Source organism: Colwellia sp. BRX10-4 (assembly GCF_014077465.1).
Lineage (GTDB): Bacteria > Pseudomonadota > Gammaproteobacteria > Enterobacterales > Alteromonadaceae > Colwellia_A.
In genome coordinates this window covers 14,473-31,906 of sequence record NZ_JACGVZ010000014.1, presented here as the reverse complement: position 1 = coordinate 31,906, position 17,434 = coordinate 14,473, and the positions used below count along the sequence as shown (strand labels likewise).

At 36.3% G+C, this 17,434-nt stretch carries 15 protein-coding genes; all 15 read left to right on the top strand.

Annotated elements, in window-relative coordinates; all coding sequences use genetic code 11:
- The first annotated feature begins 97 nt into the window (after nt 1–97).
- The 15 genes from H4J67_RS12130 to H4J67_RS12060 all read left to right on the top strand — a co-directional run bounded on the left by H4J67_RS12130 (nt 98) and on the right by H4J67_RS12060 (nt 17,310).
- The gene (locus H4J67_RS12130) at nt 98–1,384 is read left to right on the top strand and encodes a response regulator (RefSeq protein WP_182203889.1); all 1,287 of its coding nucleotides are present in this window, start codon (nt 98–100) and stop codon (nt 1,382–1,384) included.
- Between the two features lie 15 nt (nt 1,385–1,399).
- Nucleotides 1,400–1,786, top strand: a complete 387-nt coding sequence (locus H4J67_RS12125; protein WP_220471646.1) for a heme NO-binding domain-containing protein — start codon at nt 1,400–1,402, stop codon at nt 1,784–1,786.
- 2 nt (nt 1,787–1,788) lie between these two features.
- On the top strand, nt 1,789–1,944 hold the full coding sequence (locus H4J67_RS21240; RefSeq protein ID WP_220471645.1) for a V4R domain-containing protein: 156 nt from the start codon (nt 1,789–1,791) through the stop codon (nt 1,942–1,944).
- A gap of 1 nt (nt 1,945) precedes the next feature.
- The gene (locus tag H4J67_RS12120; RefSeq protein WP_182203887.1) at nt 1,946–2,896 is read left to right on the top strand and encodes a sensor histidine kinase; all 951 of its coding nucleotides are present in this window, start codon (nt 1,946–1,948) and stop codon (nt 2,894–2,896) included.
- Nucleotides 2,897–3,189: 293 nt separating this feature from the next.
- Entirely contained in the window at nt 3,190–3,921 is a 732-nt protein-coding gene (locus tag H4J67_RS12115) for a glycosyltransferase (RefSeq protein WP_182203885.1), read from the top strand.
- Nucleotides 3,922–4,104: 183 nt separating this feature from the next.
- Nucleotides 4,105–5,400: a WecB/TagA/CpsF family glycosyltransferase gene (locus H4J67_RS12110; RefSeq protein WP_182203884.1), complete on the top strand. Its 1,296-nt coding sequence runs from the start codon at nt 4,105–4,107 to the stop codon at nt 5,398–5,400.
- Nucleotides 5,400–6,080 carry a sugar transferase gene (locus H4J67_RS12105; RefSeq protein ID WP_182173517.1) on the top strand — a complete coding sequence of 227 codons (681 nt, stop codon included), beginning with the start codon at nt 5,400–5,402 and terminating at the stop codon, nt 6,078–6,080. The genes H4J67_RS12110 and H4J67_RS12105 overlap by 1 nt, the downstream gene beginning before the upstream one ends.
- 303 nt (nt 6,081–6,383) lie before the next feature.
- Entirely contained in the window at nt 6,384–7,661 is a 1,278-nt protein-coding gene (locus tag H4J67_RS12100; RefSeq protein ID WP_182173520.1) for a polysaccharide biosynthesis/export family protein, read from the top strand.
- Nucleotides 7,662–7,668: 7 nt separating this feature from the next.
- Nucleotides 7,669–9,060, top strand: coding sequence for a hypothetical protein (locus H4J67_RS12095; protein WP_182173523.1), 1,392 nt, complete (start codon nt 7,669–7,671; stop codon nt 9,058–9,060).
- A gap of 386 nt (nt 9,061–9,446) precedes the next feature.
- Nucleotides 9,447–10,715 (top strand): O-antigen ligase family protein, encoded by a 1,269-nt coding sequence (locus tag H4J67_RS12090; RefSeq protein WP_182173526.1) that lies wholly within the window; start codon nt 9,447–9,449, stop codon nt 10,713–10,715.
- Entirely contained in the window at nt 10,708–11,850 is a 1,143-nt protein-coding gene (locus tag H4J67_RS12085) for a polysaccharide pyruvyl transferase family protein (protein ID WP_182173529.1), read from the top strand. The genes H4J67_RS12090 and H4J67_RS12085 overlap by 8 nt, the downstream gene beginning before the upstream one ends.
- Nucleotides 11,810–12,754 carry a glycosyltransferase family A protein gene (locus H4J67_RS12080; protein ID WP_182173531.1) on the top strand — a complete coding sequence of 315 codons (945 nt, stop codon included), beginning with the start codon at nt 11,810–11,812 and terminating at the stop codon, nt 12,752–12,754. Before H4J67_RS12085 ends, H4J67_RS12080 begins: the two co-directional genes overlap by 41 nt.
- A gap of 280 nt (nt 12,755–13,034) precedes the next feature.
- A complete protein-coding gene (locus H4J67_RS20685; RefSeq protein WP_259368589.1) occupies nt 13,035–16,301 on the top strand; it encodes an LruC domain-containing protein in 3,267 nt (1,088 codons plus the stop codon).
- Between the two features lie 11 nt (nt 16,302–16,312).
- The gene (locus tag H4J67_RS12065; RefSeq protein ID WP_182203882.1) at nt 16,313–16,843 is read left to right on the top strand and encodes a hypothetical protein; all 531 of its coding nucleotides are present in this window, start codon (nt 16,313–16,315) and stop codon (nt 16,841–16,843) included.
- Between the two features lie 218 nt (nt 16,844–17,061).
- Entirely contained in the window at nt 17,062–17,310 is a 249-nt protein-coding gene (locus H4J67_RS12060; RefSeq protein ID WP_182173540.1) for a DUF3297 family protein, read from the top strand.
- Nucleotides 17,311–17,434: the final 124 nt, after the last annotated feature.

The following is a 17,434-nucleotide window of genomic DNA, read 5'->3' as shown; positions in this document are numbered from 1 at the left end:
TTATCACTATAAAGTAAAAAATAGATAATATAGTGGTCGTTATAATTAACATCATTAAAACTATTTATTTCAGTTGTAAAGTTTATAGGGAGAGATTATGTCAGATAGTAGTACCCAAAATGCTTTGTATTCAGATATGACTGTTTTATGTGTTGATGATGAACGAATTATACTCAGGACTTTGCAACGTTTATTTCACCGCAAGTCATATAATGTCATTATTGCTAATAGTGCTCAAAACGCACTAGAAATTTTAGAGAAAACGCACGTAGATATCATTATTTCTGATATGAGAATGCCTGAAATGGACGGCGCAGCGTTATTAGCAATAGTTGCTAATTCACACCCAGACACTTACCGAATAGTATTAAGTGGTTATGCTAATTTTGAATCAACCGTGGCAGCAATTAATTTAGGTAAAATCAATCGTTTTATCAATAAACCGTGGAATAATAATGACCTAATTAATGCTGTTGAAGAAGGTTTGGAGATCACCCATTTAAAAGAGGAAAACCATAATCTAAAACGTAAAATTGAAAAGAAAAATAAATTACTTAAAAGCCTAAATCATGACTTAGAGGGAAAAGTAAATTTACGCACCAAACAAATTAGAACGTCATTAACAAGAAATGAACAAGACAATAAAGCCTGTGAGAAAATGTTATTTAACTTCATTGCGATCAGTCCTGATCTTAATGCTGATTTTGCGAAAAATGTAGCACAATTAGCCGGTCGATTAGGAGAAAAGCTCTGTCTAGATAAAGAAGCATTGCATGATATTTGCTTATCAGGTTTTCTCAACGAAATTGGATTGTTAGGGTTTGATTCGACCATTGTTTGTACCCCCTTTAATTTACTCAATTTCGAACAAAAAAAGATTTTTTTGACTCAGGGAGATATTGCTCAACAAATTCTCTCGCCAGCGCAACGTTTAAATGCTGTAAAAGCAATACTAACCTATCAATTTCATTCACTAGAAGAACTAAAAAATAAAGTTAATAGTAAAACATTGCTTGCCTGTAAAATAATAAGTGTTGCAAGAGATTATTGGCGATTTTCTTGCGGTAAGATTGATGTTAAAAGGCTAGATCATAAGCAAGTACTGGTCGCGTTAAATAAATCGAAAGGTATTAAATATTCCAAAGAAGTTTTAGATATATTAATGGCCGACCCCGAATTAGTTATTAATAATATTTCTGAAAAAGGCTTAACGACACGACAACTTTTACCCAACATGATATTAAAATATGGTTTGTTTTCTGCAAATAACTTGCTTATTTTAGCTGAAGGACATGAGTTTACCGAACACACAATTAATAAGCTAATTGAATACGAGATTAATCAAAAACACCAATTTAAGATTGTTATTGAATCATTATCATAATTTAAGGAAATGACCATGCAAGGTTATATATACACCATATTTTCCGAAATGGTCATTGAAAAATTAGGCATGTCTGCATGGAATGAGTTGTTAGATAAAGTAAAACCAAATTCTGAAGGTATTTATACTAACAGTATGCAGTATGAAGACTCCGAAATAATGTCTTTTGTTGCTGAACTATCGACATTAACCCAAATAGATCCGCCGACGTTAGTTCGCACCTTTGGTGAATATTTATTTATCCATTTACTTAATCGTAGCCCTGCTAACTTATCACATATTGATAATTTAAAAGATTTTCTCATTTGTATTGAAGGTGTTATTCACAAGGAAGTAAAGCGTGTTTATCCAGATTCTTACTTACCAAGTTTTAAATTCGATGAAAACCTAATGGTGATTTAATTATGTTTTATCAATCTAAGCGCAAGTTATGCCATCTTTGTGAAGGATTAATTTCGGGTGCTGCTCGACACTTTAAACAAGCTATTGTAATTGAACAGTCTGAATGCATGCATGATGGAGCCAATAAATGTAAATTAGTAATATCTTTCAAGGATTAACATGACTAAAGAAGACGCGTATAAAACTGCCTATATCCGCGAAAAAAAGGCACGACAGTTGGCGGAAAAGCTACTTGAGGATAAATCACGACAATTATACGAAAATGTTTTAAACCTTGAAGGGGTTGTTGCAGAATTAAAAACAACCCAAGCACAACTTATCCAATCGGAAAAGATGTCTTCACTGGGACAACTTACGGCTGGTATAGCGCATGAAATTAATAATCCTATTGCTTACTCGTACAGTAACCTCTTTTATTTATCTGAAAATATTACTGAATTTTTTAAACTCGACAAAATTATACAAGATAATTTACCTCTCAAAGATAACGTTGACTCAATGTTGCAACAATATCAAAGTATGCGTAAAGAAATTGATGCTGACTATTTAATAACTGACATTCCTTCTCTGTTAGCCGATACCATTGAAGGAGTAGAGCGCGTTAAAAACATAGTTAACAATTTAAAGAAAATTTCTTATAAAGGAGATGAAGCCTTTACCGCTTTTAGTATTAATGACTGCATTAAAGAATGCATTAAAGTATCTGCTAATGAAATAAAATACTCTATGTCCATTAATCTAGAACTTTCTGATTGTGGTGACGTTATGGGGCAACCATATGATTTAAATCAGGTCTTTATTAACTTATTTATGAATGCTTCACATGCCTGCTCAGCCCATGGGATATTGACCATTACAACAACCCAAGAGCAAGACAACGTCATTATTTACGTGCAAGATAATGGTAGAGGAATAAGTGAAGAAAACATATTAAAAATATTTGATCCTTTTTATACCAGTAAACCTGTTGGCGAAGGTACTGGTTTAGGTTTGCCGATATCACATGGCATCATTGAAAAGCATCACGGTACAATTACAGTCACGAGTGAAGTAGGTGTTGGTACATGTTTTAAAATAAGCCTACCGCTTGCAAGTCCACCGATAAACTAACACGCGACACTTTTTTCCTAAACTAACCTTTTAACTATAAAGTATTGGTTTATATGCCTTTATTCGCTAGCACTAGCATAAATCTTGTAACTTATAATATTTATCAACGGAAGTTCGCATTTTGCAACAGCCCAAAAAAAATTCACCATCTTTATCTATATAATACTTTCTTACTCGCTGTTAGCCCATTAGAAGAGCGGTTTATCAATAATGGAGTAGTTATTGCAATACTTAGTTGAGCACTTTTCACAGATAGAGAAGTTATTAACCCATTTGCAGTAAAGGTGACATTTATGACCAATACAACATTAGTACTCAGCATTGCCTTAAATGGTTACCAGTTGATGTATAACAAAGAACTAGCAACACACAAAAACTATGCTAAAAAGCAAGGATACTGCCATCAAGCGGTAACTCGGCCTTATATTTCTAAATTAGGTGTAGAGTGCTGTTGGCTTAAGTTAACGCTAATGCGAACAGCTTTACTCTCGGGATATGACACTGTTATATTTTTAGATGCTGATACAGTGGTAAATGATAATTGCCCCGCTTTAAAAACAATAGTAGAAGATGAAAAATATATTTATATGGCCAAAGGTTATTCTAATCGCTTTAATTCTGGTGTACTTATTGCGCTGAATAATAAAAAAACCATTGCATGGCTGACCAGTATTATTGATTCCAGACTTGCTAGCATACAAAAAATAAACAAGGTTGGCTGGGGTGAAAACGGTCATGTCATAGAATTAAGTAAAGGGGTGAGTTTTATAAAAGAGATCGAACAAAAATGGAATAATACTTTTGACTATGACTTAAGTGACTATATTCGACACAGCAATTGTGGCCCTATGCGCACCAGCATTATCAATAATTTATTTCATAAAATTGTTTTCGCTCTCTCTGCCCACATACTAGCCTTTGTTAATAGAAAACATCCAACGTCAGTTCCAGCAAGAGACGAAGACGACCTGTCGCGAGAAACAAATATCATCTTATCGCTTTATCCAAAATTAGTCCGTTGTTAGCATCTTAAAATAAATTGCAAAATGATAATTTAAATTTTTATTTTGCAATTCAGTACTTTATTTTTTTTAAAAAATCAGCCACAAAAAATAAAATAATTATAAAACAGACACATAAAACAAAAATCAAGTTGGCACAACTTAAGCAATGTACACGTTAACTGATAATAATTTAGGTTAGCTGAAATGATAAAAACTAAAATTTCACTACAAACAAAAACTCAATCGTTTACACACTACGATGCCATTAAGCATCAATACCGTGGCAACATTATCGATAAGCCCATAGCACTGATCCTTATATTAATACTGCTTCCCTGTTTCCTGTTAAATATAACCTTGGCGATAACGACAAGAAGAAACTTATTTTCAAAAAAATACAAGACTGATGCATTAAGCAGAAAGGTAACATTACACCGTTTTAGTTGTGGCCTTTGGGTAAAAACTGCGGTTTTGTTTGATATTTGCTTAGGTAAGATTTCCTTTTGCGGTATTCCCTTAACTCATCGACTTTCACCCGACATGCAGTTTTATGTCCTTAACCAAATTAAGTGTAAAACAGGAATTTTTAGTCTTTATGACTTGCACCTTAAAACAGGGATAACGGTGATGACGCCCGAGCAACTACTTGAACAACAACTCAATGGTAACTTAGCTAATTATCTAGCGCTTATGAGTAAAAGTTTTATCTCGATTATTATTTATGGCCAAAAAATTAAAAGACTTAAAGAATCTAAGTACTTATCTTTGTTTGGTTTAGACGTTAAAAATACTTCAATGGCGGAAGCTGTTGAATGGATAACATGTAGTGATATACCTAAAAGTAAAACGAAAATAGGTTTTTTTATTAATGCGCATTCCATTAATTTGTCGATTAGCAATCCAACCTTCTTTAACCAATTAACAAAAGCTGATGCATTGTTCGCTGATGGCTCTGGTATGAGATTAGCAGCAAAAAAAGCAGGTTTCTTGCTTAATGGCAACAATAACGGAACAGATATGTTACCTCACCTTTGTAAAAAATGTGTTGAAAGTAGTCAATCTTTATTTTTCTTCGGTGCTAAGCCAGGGATTGCAGATCAAGCAGCAAATGAATTAAGCGCTCAATTTCCAGGACTCAATATTGCAGGTACCGAGCATGGTTATAGAGGCACTGAGAGTACCCAAAAAATTATCACCACAATAAATAAAAGTGATTGCGACATTTTATTAATTGCTATGGGCTCACCTATACAAGAACAATGGTTACTTGAGCACAGAGACCAATTACGATGCAAAACAGCATTAGCCGTAGGTGGATTATTTGATTTTTATTCTGGCAGTATTTCACGTTCGCCGATGTGGTTAAGAGAAATTGGGATGGAGTGGATTTGGCGCTTAATGCAAGAACCTCGTGAAAAATTTAATCGTTATGTTATTGGTAACCCACTTTTTTTATATAGAACCTTTTTACTTGGCTCAGTAAATACTGGAGTAAAATAATGACTATTCAAATATTAAATAAAATTAAAAATCAGGCGCTATTTACTAAAACACACAAAGCTATTGTTATAAATTACCAACACAAAGGCATTCCAGTTATTTTACAGCAAAGCATTGCCCTACTTGCGTTAATACTCATTAGCCCAGTACTGCTAATCGTGATTATTTTAATTAAAACAGAAAGTCTGGGTGGTGCGTTATTTTATCAAACTAGAGTGGGTGAAAATGGTCGACATTTTAAAATGTATAAATTTAGATCAATGTATTTAAAATCTGACCCACTTTTTAAAGAACCAGACCCTTCTCAAAGTTCTCGTAAAGGTGTTTGTAAGAAGTACATTAATGACCCTAGAATTACCAAGATTGGCCAATTTATTAGAAAATATTCTATTGATGAGTTACCACAATTATTTAATATTGTTAGAGGGGATATGTGCTTAGTAGGCCCAAGACCCGCATTATCAATTGAAACTTATGAATATGATAATTTTATCCAACCAAGATTATTTACTAAGCCTGGATTAACCGGTTTATGGCAAGTATCTGGTCGTGCAGACACTAATTTTGAAGAACAATTACAGTTAGACAAATGTTACATTAAGCAACAAAGTTTTTTAATGGACTGTAAAATAATAGCCTTGACCATTCCAGCTGTATTAATGGCCAAAGGTGCTTATTAGTTGGAACAACCTATAACATTTAGCTAAAGTCTAAAATGACTTAAAAATAACAGTAAGTTGAATTGATTAACGCATAATCAATTCACCTTACTGTTATTTTTTATAAAAGCAAAGTAGCCATATATTCGGATAAAAAGGCTTTTGCAAAATAGATATAGCCCATTGCAAATTGCAAATTCATATTTACAAATACCTATCGATTACAAAAAAACCTATAAAATACAACAAGTAAAATAAAAATAATCAGTTGGTACGTTAAGTGCAATAACGGTGTAGAGAGTTAAAATCGTTATGGAGAATTCAATGTCGTTTCACCCACCTAAAAATTACAAAATAATGCCAGCGCTTATCGCGCTCATTGGAATTTTAGTTTTACAGGGTTGTGCTAAGCACTCTTCCGTAGATATTGATAAGTCTGCACTTAGATTTTATGGTACGCCAGCTGACAATGGTGATGACTTTATTCATCAGCAAGCACCTAAAACGCTATTTTCAGATGGATTAAATTGCAGTCAGTTTCAAGACATGGGCGCAGCCCTAAATTATAGAACAGACAAGCCATTAAATTTACATTCGTCAAACATGAAAGCTTCAGCAGAGAATGACCCTATTCTTGCGCAAGGTTCATTATTAAGTCCAGGGGATTTAGTTGAAGTGCTTATTGAAGATGGTGAAGGTTTTAATGGCCGTTATATTGTTGATAACGCGGGATATGTAAAACTACCTATTATAGGTGTTGTTTCAGCAGGCGGTGCGACAACCAATAAATTAGAAACCAAAATTGAATTAGCCTTAATTAGAGCAGAAATATTTCAACCCTCCAGTGCTAGCGTTACCATATACGTATTAAATTGGTCATCAATTGAGGTTTCTGTGGCAGGTGCGGTTTTTCAACCTGGTACGGTATTAATTAATAAGAAACCAAATGGTATTCAAAATGCCGAACATTTAGATGCTTTTGGTGATTATTCAACGACGCGATTATTGTCTGAAGCGATCAGAGCAGCTTCGGGTATTCGACCTGATGCAAAATTAGATCAAATAATTTTACTGCGGAAAGGCTGGCAGGTTCAAATAGATATGACAGGGATGTTCTCTGGAGAATTAGTTAAGGATTACCCATTAGTAGCAGGTGACCGCATTATCGTACCCAGTACCGGTTGCTTTCAAGCACACTTAGTCAGACCTAGCTTAATTACACCTAAGGGATTTCGCGTTTTTATGTCTAACCTCATTGATTCAGCCGGAGATAATGCAAGTGCAGCCGTAGATAGATATTCAACCAGCCTGCCCTATGGTACACGCTTATTACAAGCAGCGGTTTCTGCTAATTGTGTCGGTGGTAAAGATTGGACCAATGCGCCACGTCGAGTAGTTCTTGCGAGTAAAAATCCAATTACCGGTGAAACACAAGTTATTGAGCGCTCTGTAGAAGCGTTAATGACGACACCAAATCAAGGCAATATTAACCCTTACTTAATGCCTAATGACGCCGTTGCCTGTTACGACTCAGATATTACTAACTTTCGTGATATCGCCAAAACAGTTGTCGACATCCTGCTTCCTATTAAATTGTTATAAGTGAATTATGAAATATCCTATCGTAACGTTAACGTCATTTGGCCTATTCAGAGCAAGAATATACTCAGTGTTAAAGCGCCCTTATTTAGTGATTGGTTTAGCTTGTTATTTAGTTGTTGCATTGCTTATTATGCTTTATTTGAATAAGGCTCCGTCATTTACCAGTGATATGGAAATGGTATTACCTGGAACAGGTAGCAGTAACAGTGTATCACTGGATAATGTCGGCCAAGTTGTTTCACAAACTAACACCCCTTTTTCTGGTGGTGGCTTTAACCCACGTGTTAATTATAAAGAGATGCTATCAAGTCGAGGTGTTAGGGGGCGTGCTGCTGAAAAACTAAATATTTCGCTTGATGAACTTGGTAAGCCAAAAATTAAGCTCACCGAGCAAACCTCTATTATTTCATTGGAGATGAATGCTGGCAGCTCAAAATTAGCACAAGAAAAAACCTTTGCTATCTATGAATCTTTACAAGACGAGTTGAGTAATCTTCGCGCCGATGAAGTGTTACGACGAGACCGGAGTATCAACCATGTTCTTGACCAATACCGGGAAAGAATGAATATAACCCGTAATGCTATTGTTGATTTTCAACAGCGATCCATTGTTGTTTCAACCGTTCAAATGAATCAATTGGTTAAAACCTTATCCGGTGTTAAAGAAAAACGACTTTATGTGAAAGCTGAAACAAGGCAATTACAAGAATATATTTATCAATTAAGTGAAGAGCTTGGGGTTTCACCCAAATTAGCAGGACAAGCATTCGCCCTGCAATCAGACGTTGAATTCAAAGCTTATATTACCGAATTAAAAGAAAGTATCACTCAACTCACCGAATATAGCTCTCGATGGGGTGTTAATCACCCTAAAGTGAAAGCACAACAAAAAAGATTAAACTTTACCCGAATTGCGATAAACCAGAGAAGCAGGGAAATGTACGGTGTTAATTCAAGTGAGATATTCAATTCCTTAAATTTGGATTTGAACCCAAAACGGGCTGAGTTATTCGCTGACTTAATTGCAGCTTATGCAAAACAAAAAGGCCAAGATTCAATGTTTGCTGATTTAGGACGTTCTATTGAACATCTCGGTGACCAATTAAAGGTGTACTCAAGAGAAATAGTCGAATTAGAGCGGTTACAGAGAGAATTTAACATGGCAGAAGCTATTTTTACCTCAGCAGCAGCAAGATTAGAAGCAAGTAAAGCAGACATTTTTGCCTCGTATCCGGTATTGCAAATGCTGACAACCCCCTCTTACCCAATGAAACAAGGTAGTCCTAAAAATATCATTGCCTTTGTTGTTGCTGTAGCTGGGTTTTTATTCATTACCTTTGGCTTATTGGTTTTATCACAACGCAAAAAGTTAATTCAAGTTTTACTCAAGAAAAACTAATTTGGCTAATAGAAGTTAATCCTATCAATTCTTAGTCGCCTTGATATAGCGTTAGTTTTAGCCTTGTCTTAGGCTGCTCCTTATTTTATCAACCCTATTCCCCAAATTGTGAAGGTTAAATCTATAAATAATAAAGATATTTTATAAAGACATAATGAATTGCAAAATGAAAACCCTATTTTTATTTTGCAATCAAAAGACAACACCCACCTCAACCAGAGATAATAAGCCATATAAAATCAACAACTTAATCAGCAAGATGGAGTTGGCACAGTTTAAGCTACAAGTAGGTTAGCATCAATTTATTAATGATTAATGCAATGCTGGCTAAAGATAATAATACTTTTATATTAAGCCTTTATTCATCCATTTGGACAACTTAACTTATGATTTCACACCACCCCACTGCAAGTTCTACCGAAGAAAGGCTAGTTTGGTTTGGGTTAACACTTACCTATCCATTCTTCGCATTCGGTGGTCTTTATGTTATGGGTTCAGTGATAGGTTGGATGATCTTTATTGTGGTTTTATTACGTTGGTATGTAAACGGAAAAGATAAAAATGCAGTTATACCGGCCATTGTTTGGTTATGGATCCTCGGTGGTTTTTTTATGTTAGTCGCGCTACTCATTGGTCATTCAAATTGGGACCTGGGACTAGCGAAAACCATTAAGTCTTCGATTGGTTGGGCAAAAGGATGGGCACTGATGCCGCTATTTTTATTTATTGGTGCCTTTGTTGATATTAAACCGCAGTTAGTGGTTAGAGCCGTATGCGTTGTTTCGTTTCATTCGTTAATTTTTGCCAGTGTTACTGTTGTTCTTTATATGGTTGGCGCCCCGGGTGATTTATTTATATCACCGCTACAAGTGATTGGCGGACCCGGTGAAAGCTTCTTTACAGTGAGTTTATTTGGTTTAAACCCTGAAACTGGTGGTGGTCGTTGGAGGTTTTTTACTCCTTGGGCACCTGCTGCAGGATTTATGGCATGTATATTTTTAATTTTTATTAGCCAAGAGAAAGAACCTTTTTGGAGAAACTCTGGTTTAGCCGGTAGTTTCATCATGTGTTTACTCTCACAATCACGTGCTGGTTGGGTTATTTATATCGCATTAGCGCCACTATGCTTTTTCAGTAAACATTTTAAAAATCCACTGCTTATTATACTTTTTGGCTTGTTCATTCCAGCCATTTTATTATTAGGCGAGCCGTTATTTAATTTAATCACTAACAGCTACGAAGACATTAAAGCTTCGCGCCCTGATTCAACACGAGTACGTAATACGCTAGAAGTACTTGCATTGCAACGTTGGGAGTCAGAAGCGCCAATTTGGGGACATGGCATTGTTGAGAAAGGACCAAAAATCGTTGAAGGAATGTATATAGGTTCACATCACAACTGGTATGGACTGTTATTTGTCAAAGGCATAGTAGGACTTTTAGCATTAGCTATACCTTTAACGTTTACCTCTATCTATTTATTTTGGCATAGCCTTAAAAGCGAGATTTGTTATACCGCTGCGCTGATGACAATCGTTTTTATCTGTTACTCATTTTTTGAAAATCTAGAAATATTAAGTTTTATTTATTGGCCAGCACTTTTATGGATAGGCATTGCCCTTAATCCACTAAAATCAGGAGAAAGACATGCTTAAGAAATACGATGCTTATTTAGTAGGCTATTACGGCATGCAAAACAGCGGCGATGATGCGCTGATGTATGTAACGGCCTGGGCGGCTCGACACATTATTGGTTGTGAAAATACCTTAGTAGGTTTGTACGGCGATTACCGCAGAGAAACACAAACGGATCATCAACTACCGCTCAAGTTTAACCAGCAATTTCCGGGGCAAAATAGGTTACTGCATTATAAAGCTGCACTTCAAAGTAAGCGTATTATTTTTGGTGGTGGCTCGGTTTTACACAGTGAAACAGATATAAACCTTAAAAGACAATTAATGTCTTTATCAAGCCCTAAGAATAGCTTAGCAGTAGGCGTTGGAATTGGTCCGTTCAATTCAACTGCCGCAGAAAAAGCATGTGCAAAATTTTTAAATGAATGTGGTTATATTGGCGTCAGAGACAGTGAAAGTTTAGACATTGCTCAAATTATCGCCCCTAATGCTAACGTTAATAAAACGTTTGATTTAGCACCATTACTGCTGTGTTCAGATAAATATAAACCTGAACAAGTCGAACGTAAAGGCATTGCACTGTCGTTATGCTCTGTTGCTATTAATGCGATGGGCAAAACAAATAAAGGTGCTGAACAGCAAAGGTTTCACCAATTTACTCAGTTAATAACACAGTTATACGCTCAAACAGGTGAACTTATTACCTTAATTGAGTTTAACGGACATAGCTCATTAGGCGATTGGAAAATCAACAATAATATTATTGCTCGTTTAAACAAAACGGTGCCCGTAACGATAGAAAAATATCAAGCAGATCCCATTAAATTACTCGAAAAACTGGGCACTTATAAAGCTATTGTTAGTATGCGTTTACATGGTTCTATTTTAAGTTATTTAGCTAACACACCCGTGCTGTCAGTTAATTATCACAGTAAATGTAAAGGTTGGTGTGAAGAGATTGGCCTAGCACAAGACTATCAAATAGATTTATTTAATCTCAATATTAAATCAATTGTTAATCAAATCGTAAAGGGTTTATCAACAAATTTTATACCGCCAACGTTATCAGTTGATAGCGCTTTAAAAAATTCTTTATCTAACTGGAGTGATCAAAATGAAAAATATAAAATTTACTGTAATTATTCCGCTGTTTAACAAAGCCGAACATATCTTAAGAACACTTAACAGTGTCGCATGGCAGAAATACCCCGCTACTGAAATTATTGTTATTGATGATGGCTCTACCGATAATGGCGCCTTAATTGTAAAAAATGCCGAAATGGAAAATATAAAACTCATACAACAACAAAATCAGGGCGTGTCTGCCGCTCGTAATAATGGTGTTGAGTTGGCAAGCAATGAATACATTGCATTTTTAGATGCGGACGACCAATGGTTACCCTTATTTTTAGATGAGATAGCTCGCTTAATTGTTAAATTCCCTCAAGCAAAGTTTTTTGGAACACGCTACCAAATTGTCGAATCTGAGCATAACTATATAGATGCAAAAATAAAACTAAAAAACATCGACCCAGAGGGCGTGATATTAGCTGATTATTTTGATATTGCCTCACAAGGAGACCTACCTTTCACTATGTCTTCTATGGTCATTCAACGGTCATTATTTAACGACATTGGTGGTTTTACTCTGAATGAACCTATAGGTGAGGACCAAGATTTATTCTGTCGGGTTGCGTTAAATACAGATATTGCTTATTCACCAAATATTCACTCTCTTTATCATAAAGATGCGCAAAACCAAGCAAGTAAAAATAATATTCCTACTGCAGAGTGTGGTTTTAGTCTTCGGATAACTGAGCAAGCATCTCAATTTAAAGGGAATAAAAGCTCAACCAATATGCTTAAGTATAGTGCAACACATTTGTGTCACTTGGCAAAACTCAATATTGGTGATGGGCATTTTTCCCAAGCGAGGACTTTATTATCAGACCCTCGTTGTAAACTAAAACCTAAACACTTAGTGGGACTTTATGGATTGTCATGGATAAAACAAACAAAACAATGGCTAGTCAATGGCTTTCAATATAAACAGTTATAACAGTTATAACAGTTAACCAGATGACCGCCAAAAGCCGCATCTCAATAGAGCCGCGGTTTGATCCTTTATCAGTCCCCATTAATAAAATAGTAACCTTACTTTATTCTATTTTGCAAAATGATAATTTTCGCAAAACAAAAATATAAAAACTAATGTAACAAAAACAACATCAAATAATACCAATCAATATCAATAACTTAATAACTTAATAACAAAGTTTATCTTGGTTCATTACTTGCAGCACCTATCTTAAGTAACAAATACAATTGAGGGCACTAAGATGAAAAGGAATAATGCTTACCTTTGGGATCACAATTTGGCTAATATTGATTTTAACGTATTAATAAATAATATTATGGGTAATGGCGCCATACATTATAGACGCGCAGCAAAAAAAGCGAGCTTGGTCATATCCACTTGTCTGTTTTTTGCCCTATCTACTGCACAGGCTAGTAATGGACCTTTATTAGATTCAGCGCTAAATAACCAATCACTTTATGCCAGCGGTTATATAACGATGGGCGCACGAACAGTTGTCGGCGGTAATGTTCAAAGTGCTACAGCCATAACACTTGCTGCAAATGCGATTGTCGGTGGAAATGTTGAATCTGGAGCCTCGACAACCCTTGGAGCAGACGCAGCTGTTGTTGGCTATATCCAAGCAGGAACTACGACAACACTTGGTGTGGCGTCTCTGGTTAGTGGCGATATTGAAGCAGGAACCACAGCCACTGTTGGTGCGAGTGCGATAATTGCTGGCGCTCTAACAGCAGGAACTACAGTAACAATAGATGCAACAGTAGAAGTATTTGGTGATGTTTTTGCAGGTACAACAGTAACTATAGGTGCTGGTTCAATTTTTCATGGCAACATAGATGCAGGTACAACCACAACCATAGGTGCAGGTGTCCAAATAGACGGTATCCTTACGGCAAATTCTTTGCTGGCATCTCCCGTCCCTAACTTAGTAACAAATCAAGAAGATTTAATTACAGGATTACAAGTAACATTGAAAGCTTTAGGTACTGGAACAGAACTTATATCGACGTCTTTTGGTACTAATGATGAAACACTCGAAGCGGGTATCTACAGTACAATAGATTATTTATCGATTGCTATCGGTAAGACACTAACCTTGGATGGTAAAGGTGTTGACGGTGTATGGATTTTCAACATTGCTAATTACCTAAGCTTAGCTGCAGATTCAAAGATAATACTAAAAGATGTAACAGATAACAGCACTATTATCTGGAATGTACTTGGCGACAAAACAGGCTCAGCTGGCTACACACAACTTGGCGCAGGTGCAGAAGCTCGAGGTTATATATTTGCAAAAGGCTTTGTTCAGACAGGTGCTAATGCTGTGATAGCAGGTATAGGTGATGATTGTGGCGGTGCTTTTTCAGCCACTAATTTTATTGAATTTGGTGCAGATAGCATCATTGGGAAAGAGGCTTGCATAAATGGCGTAGCTTTATCGGTAAACCAAGCCATTTTTGGGGAACCGTTTGCTGCTTGTCCAATCGATGCCTTTTTAATACAAGATACCTCAGCGACTTTATTTAGTGTGCAATTGGCTACCGGTCAATATCAACAACTATCAAATACTATGGGCACAACAAATAACCTTAATGCGATGGGCTTTAATTTTCATGACCAATACCTTTATGCTTGGAGCACGGAGTTTGCTGGACCTGTCCGTATTAATAATAATTATCAAGTAACCCCTCTACCTACAACTGGTTTACCCGAAATATCATTCTATGTTGGCGATATTTCCCTTGATGGCAATGTCTATTATTTATACCACCCTGGTAACACCAACGGTTTATACGCTATCCCATTAGATCCAACTGCCGATAATTATTTAGTTGCAGAACGTATTATTGATGGCAGTAGTTTAAATTTATATATCTTTGATATGGCCTTTCATCCCTTTAATGGTTTCGCCTATAGTGTTGATAATACCGGTAATCTTTATCGTATTGATGTTAATAATGGCAGCTCAGAATTAGTTAATAATGTTGGTGAATCAGGTACGTTTGGCGCTATTTACTTTGATGTAGATGAAAACCTTTATATTAGTCGTAACAACGACGGTAAAGTCTTTAAAATAGATACTAAAGAAGCAAACTCACTTGCTGTTTTATATGCTTATGGACCCAGCTCGAGTAATAATGATGGTGCACGCTGTGCCCTAGCACCTGTTATTTCTACAGAAAAGGCGAGCATTGACTTTGGTGATGCACCTGCATCATACGGTAGTTCTGCTGAAGATAATGGTGCTCGTCATAGTACTGAAAATAATTCTATCTTTATGGGTACTAGCGTTGATGCCGAATTTGATAGCTATCAATTTCCACTAAGTGATGATGAAACAGACGGTAATAATGATGATGATGGTGTTGCTTTTGTCACAGGTATAGAAGTCGGTAACCTAGCAGTACTTCAACTTGTTGCTTCATCTTCAGCCTTTGTAAATGCATGGATAGATTTTGATGGTAACGGTTTTTTTGGAACCGATGAGAAAATAATTGATGCACTACCAGTTATTGCAGGTAGTAATATCATTTCATATGAAGTGCCGACATGGGCTGAAGTGAACAGTACTTGGGCACGTTTTAGAATAAGTAGTACTGCCGACTTAGATCCAACGGGTGGAGTTAGTGATGGTGAAGTTGAAGATTATATTGTGGATATAACAGAAGCTAACGTTAGCATAGAGTATTACCCAAGTGCTTCTGGCTGGGCTACTATTGCCTTTGAAGATAATTGGCCAATAGTAGGCGATTATGACTTCAATGACTTAGTGATGAACTATCGTATTAGTGAATATATACTTGATGGTGAAGTTATTCGAGTGAAACTTGAAGGACAAATTGCCGCTGTTGGTGGGTCTTATCACAACGGATTTGCTTTTCAATTGCCTGGTATTAGCAGAGAAAAAATTAACGAAGATGCTATCCGCTATACCATTAACAACGTGCCTCAGCTCAGCTCACCTTTAGAGCAGGGGCGTGATAAAGCCATCGCAATAATTACCAACGACATATGGGACTATGTAAGTGCGGGTGAAAACTGTAAGTATTACAGAAGTGAACCAGGTTGTGGTTCTAAAATTCAAATGCATTTTTCAATGACACTGCCAATGACCCATGCAATTCCTAGTGAAGAAATGCCTGCATTCCCTTATGACCCATTTTTATTCGCTACTGAAAGCTATGAACATGGTTATGTATTCGGACAGGCTCCTGGTAGAGCATACGAAATACATTTGCCCAATAAAGCCCCTACTGAAGCTTTTAGAACAGACTTTTTTAACAGAGGTGAAGATAAGAGCGAACCTGATAATGAGCGTTATTTTGTTAATGAGAATGGTATGCCTTGGGCGATTAATGTCGGTACACAATGGCAATATCCTCTTGAATACATGGATGTAATTTACGCTTACCCCTTGTTTTCTAGCTTTATTATCAATGAAGGTCGTATTGATGATGACTGGTTTATAGAAAATAATGCCAATATAAAAAATACATTTTTAGATTAAAGGAGTGACATATGAATAAGCTATATATTAGTGTTCTATTAAGTGCTTTATTAACAGCATGTGGCGGCGGTGGTTCGGCCGGAGAAACAGTATCAGTTACGCCACAACCGTTAGTAGAAGAACAACAGCCAGAGATTATTTTACCCGACCCAATTGTAACCCAACCTGTGGTAACTGAGTTTATCTTAGCAGAAACTAGTCCCCTAGAAGCAAGAGACGTGTTAGAAAGTAGTGCACAAACCAGTGGTGATATATTAGTACCTGATGGCTTTTCATTAAATAGTGAGCGTTCATTTAATTTAACAATAATCAGGTCTGATGATGATGATCAAGCTGCCTATTTATCACTGTGCAGTGATTATCAAGAAAATAGCGATGGGAGCTATAACATTAATTATGATAGCTGCTTACTAAGAACATCATTGAATGAAGCGGTTTTTGAAACTGTAATTACCGTCACTAATGATACCGAGGGTTTAGTTGCAGCATTATGGTTTCTCGATGGGAGTAGGAATCCAATCATCAAGGATTGGCGCTTCTAATAACGGTATTGCAACGATGAGTAGATTGACTTGGATAGCCTTTGGTTTTTCTACTCGATAACGGCTTTAAGTATTGAAGATTATCCCCCTTACCGGCGTTATAAACTTGAGGTTTATTTAGACTTTTAGACAAAGGCTAAAAATTTATCACAACAGCGCTTGAGCGCTATCTATATATTGCCTACAATAGCGCAATTTTTTTATCATAGGTCACAAACATGAACGATACTACATCGCTACCCGCTTTACCCGATCGCCTATCAGGTAATCCCCGAAGCCCACATCATGTAGAAGAAATTTTTCAACACGAGATAGGTATTCGACTTAATGGCAAAGAACGTTTCGATGTTGAAGAGTATTGCATCAGCGAAGGTTGGGTAAAAGTCACCATGAACAAAGCATTAGACCGTCGTGGTCAGCCACTTTTAATGACGGCTAAAGGCACAGTTGAAGCGTTTTACCGTTAAGCCTTATCAATAAAAAATAATAAGCTAATATGCCTTCTCCAAGGCATATTAAATATGTGTCAGCAAAGCGTTATCTACCTCGCTGCCTGACCCTACTTAACAATACAACGACGATCCAAATTTC

What these genes read in the sequence shown, in the direction of transcription:
- H4J67_RS12085 (WP_182173529.1), top strand. Translation starts at nt 10,708, where the DNA reads ATGCTTAAGAAATACGATGCTTATTTAGTAGGCTATTACGGCATGCAA.
- H4J67_RS12105 (WP_182173517.1), top strand. Translation starts at nt 5,400, where the DNA reads ATGACTATTCAAATATTAAATAAAATTAAAAATCAGGCGCTATTTACT.
- H4J67_RS12080 (WP_182173531.1), top strand. Translation starts at nt 11,810, where the DNA reads ATGAAAAATATAAAATTTACTGTAATTATTCCGCTGTTTAACAAAGCC.
- H4J67_RS12090 (WP_182173526.1), top strand. Translation starts at nt 9,447, where the DNA reads ATGATTTCACACCACCCCACTGCAAGTTCTACCGAAGAAAGGCTAGTT.
- H4J67_RS12100 (WP_182173520.1), top strand. Translation starts at nt 6,384, where the DNA reads ATGTCGTTTCACCCACCTAAAAATTACAAAATAATGCCAGCGCTTATC.
- H4J67_RS12115 (WP_182203885.1), top strand. Translation starts at nt 3,190, where the DNA reads ATGACCAATACAACATTAGTACTCAGCATTGCCTTAAATGGTTACCAG.
- H4J67_RS12125 (WP_220471646.1), top strand. Translation starts at nt 1,400, where the DNA reads ATGCAAGGTTATATATACACCATATTTTCCGAAATGGTCATTGAAAAA.
- H4J67_RS12110 (WP_182203884.1), top strand. Translation starts at nt 4,105, where the DNA reads ATGATAAAAACTAAAATTTCACTACAAACAAAAACTCAATCGTTTACA.
- H4J67_RS12120 (WP_182203887.1), top strand. Translation starts at nt 1,946, where the DNA reads ATGACTAAAGAAGACGCGTATAAAACTGCCTATATCCGCGAAAAAAAG.
- H4J67_RS12130 (WP_182203889.1), top strand. Translation starts at nt 98, where the DNA reads ATGTCAGATAGTAGTACCCAAAATGCTTTGTATTCAGATATGACTGTT.
- H4J67_RS21240 (WP_220471645.1), top strand. Translation starts at nt 1,789, where the DNA reads ATGTTTTATCAATCTAAGCGCAAGTTATGCCATCTTTGTGAAGGATTA.
- H4J67_RS12060 (WP_182173540.1), top strand. Translation starts at nt 17,062, where the DNA reads ATGAACGATACTACATCGCTACCCGCTTTACCCGATCGCCTATCAGGT.
- H4J67_RS20685 (WP_259368589.1), top strand. Translation starts at nt 13,035, where the DNA reads ATGAAAAGGAATAATGCTTACCTTTGGGATCACAATTTGGCTAATATT.
- H4J67_RS12065 (WP_182203882.1), top strand. Translation starts at nt 16,313, where the DNA reads ATGAATAAGCTATATATTAGTGTTCTATTAAGTGCTTTATTAACAGCA.
- H4J67_RS12095 (WP_182173523.1), top strand. Translation starts at nt 7,669, where the DNA reads ATGAAATATCCTATCGTAACGTTAACGTCATTTGGCCTATTCAGAGCA.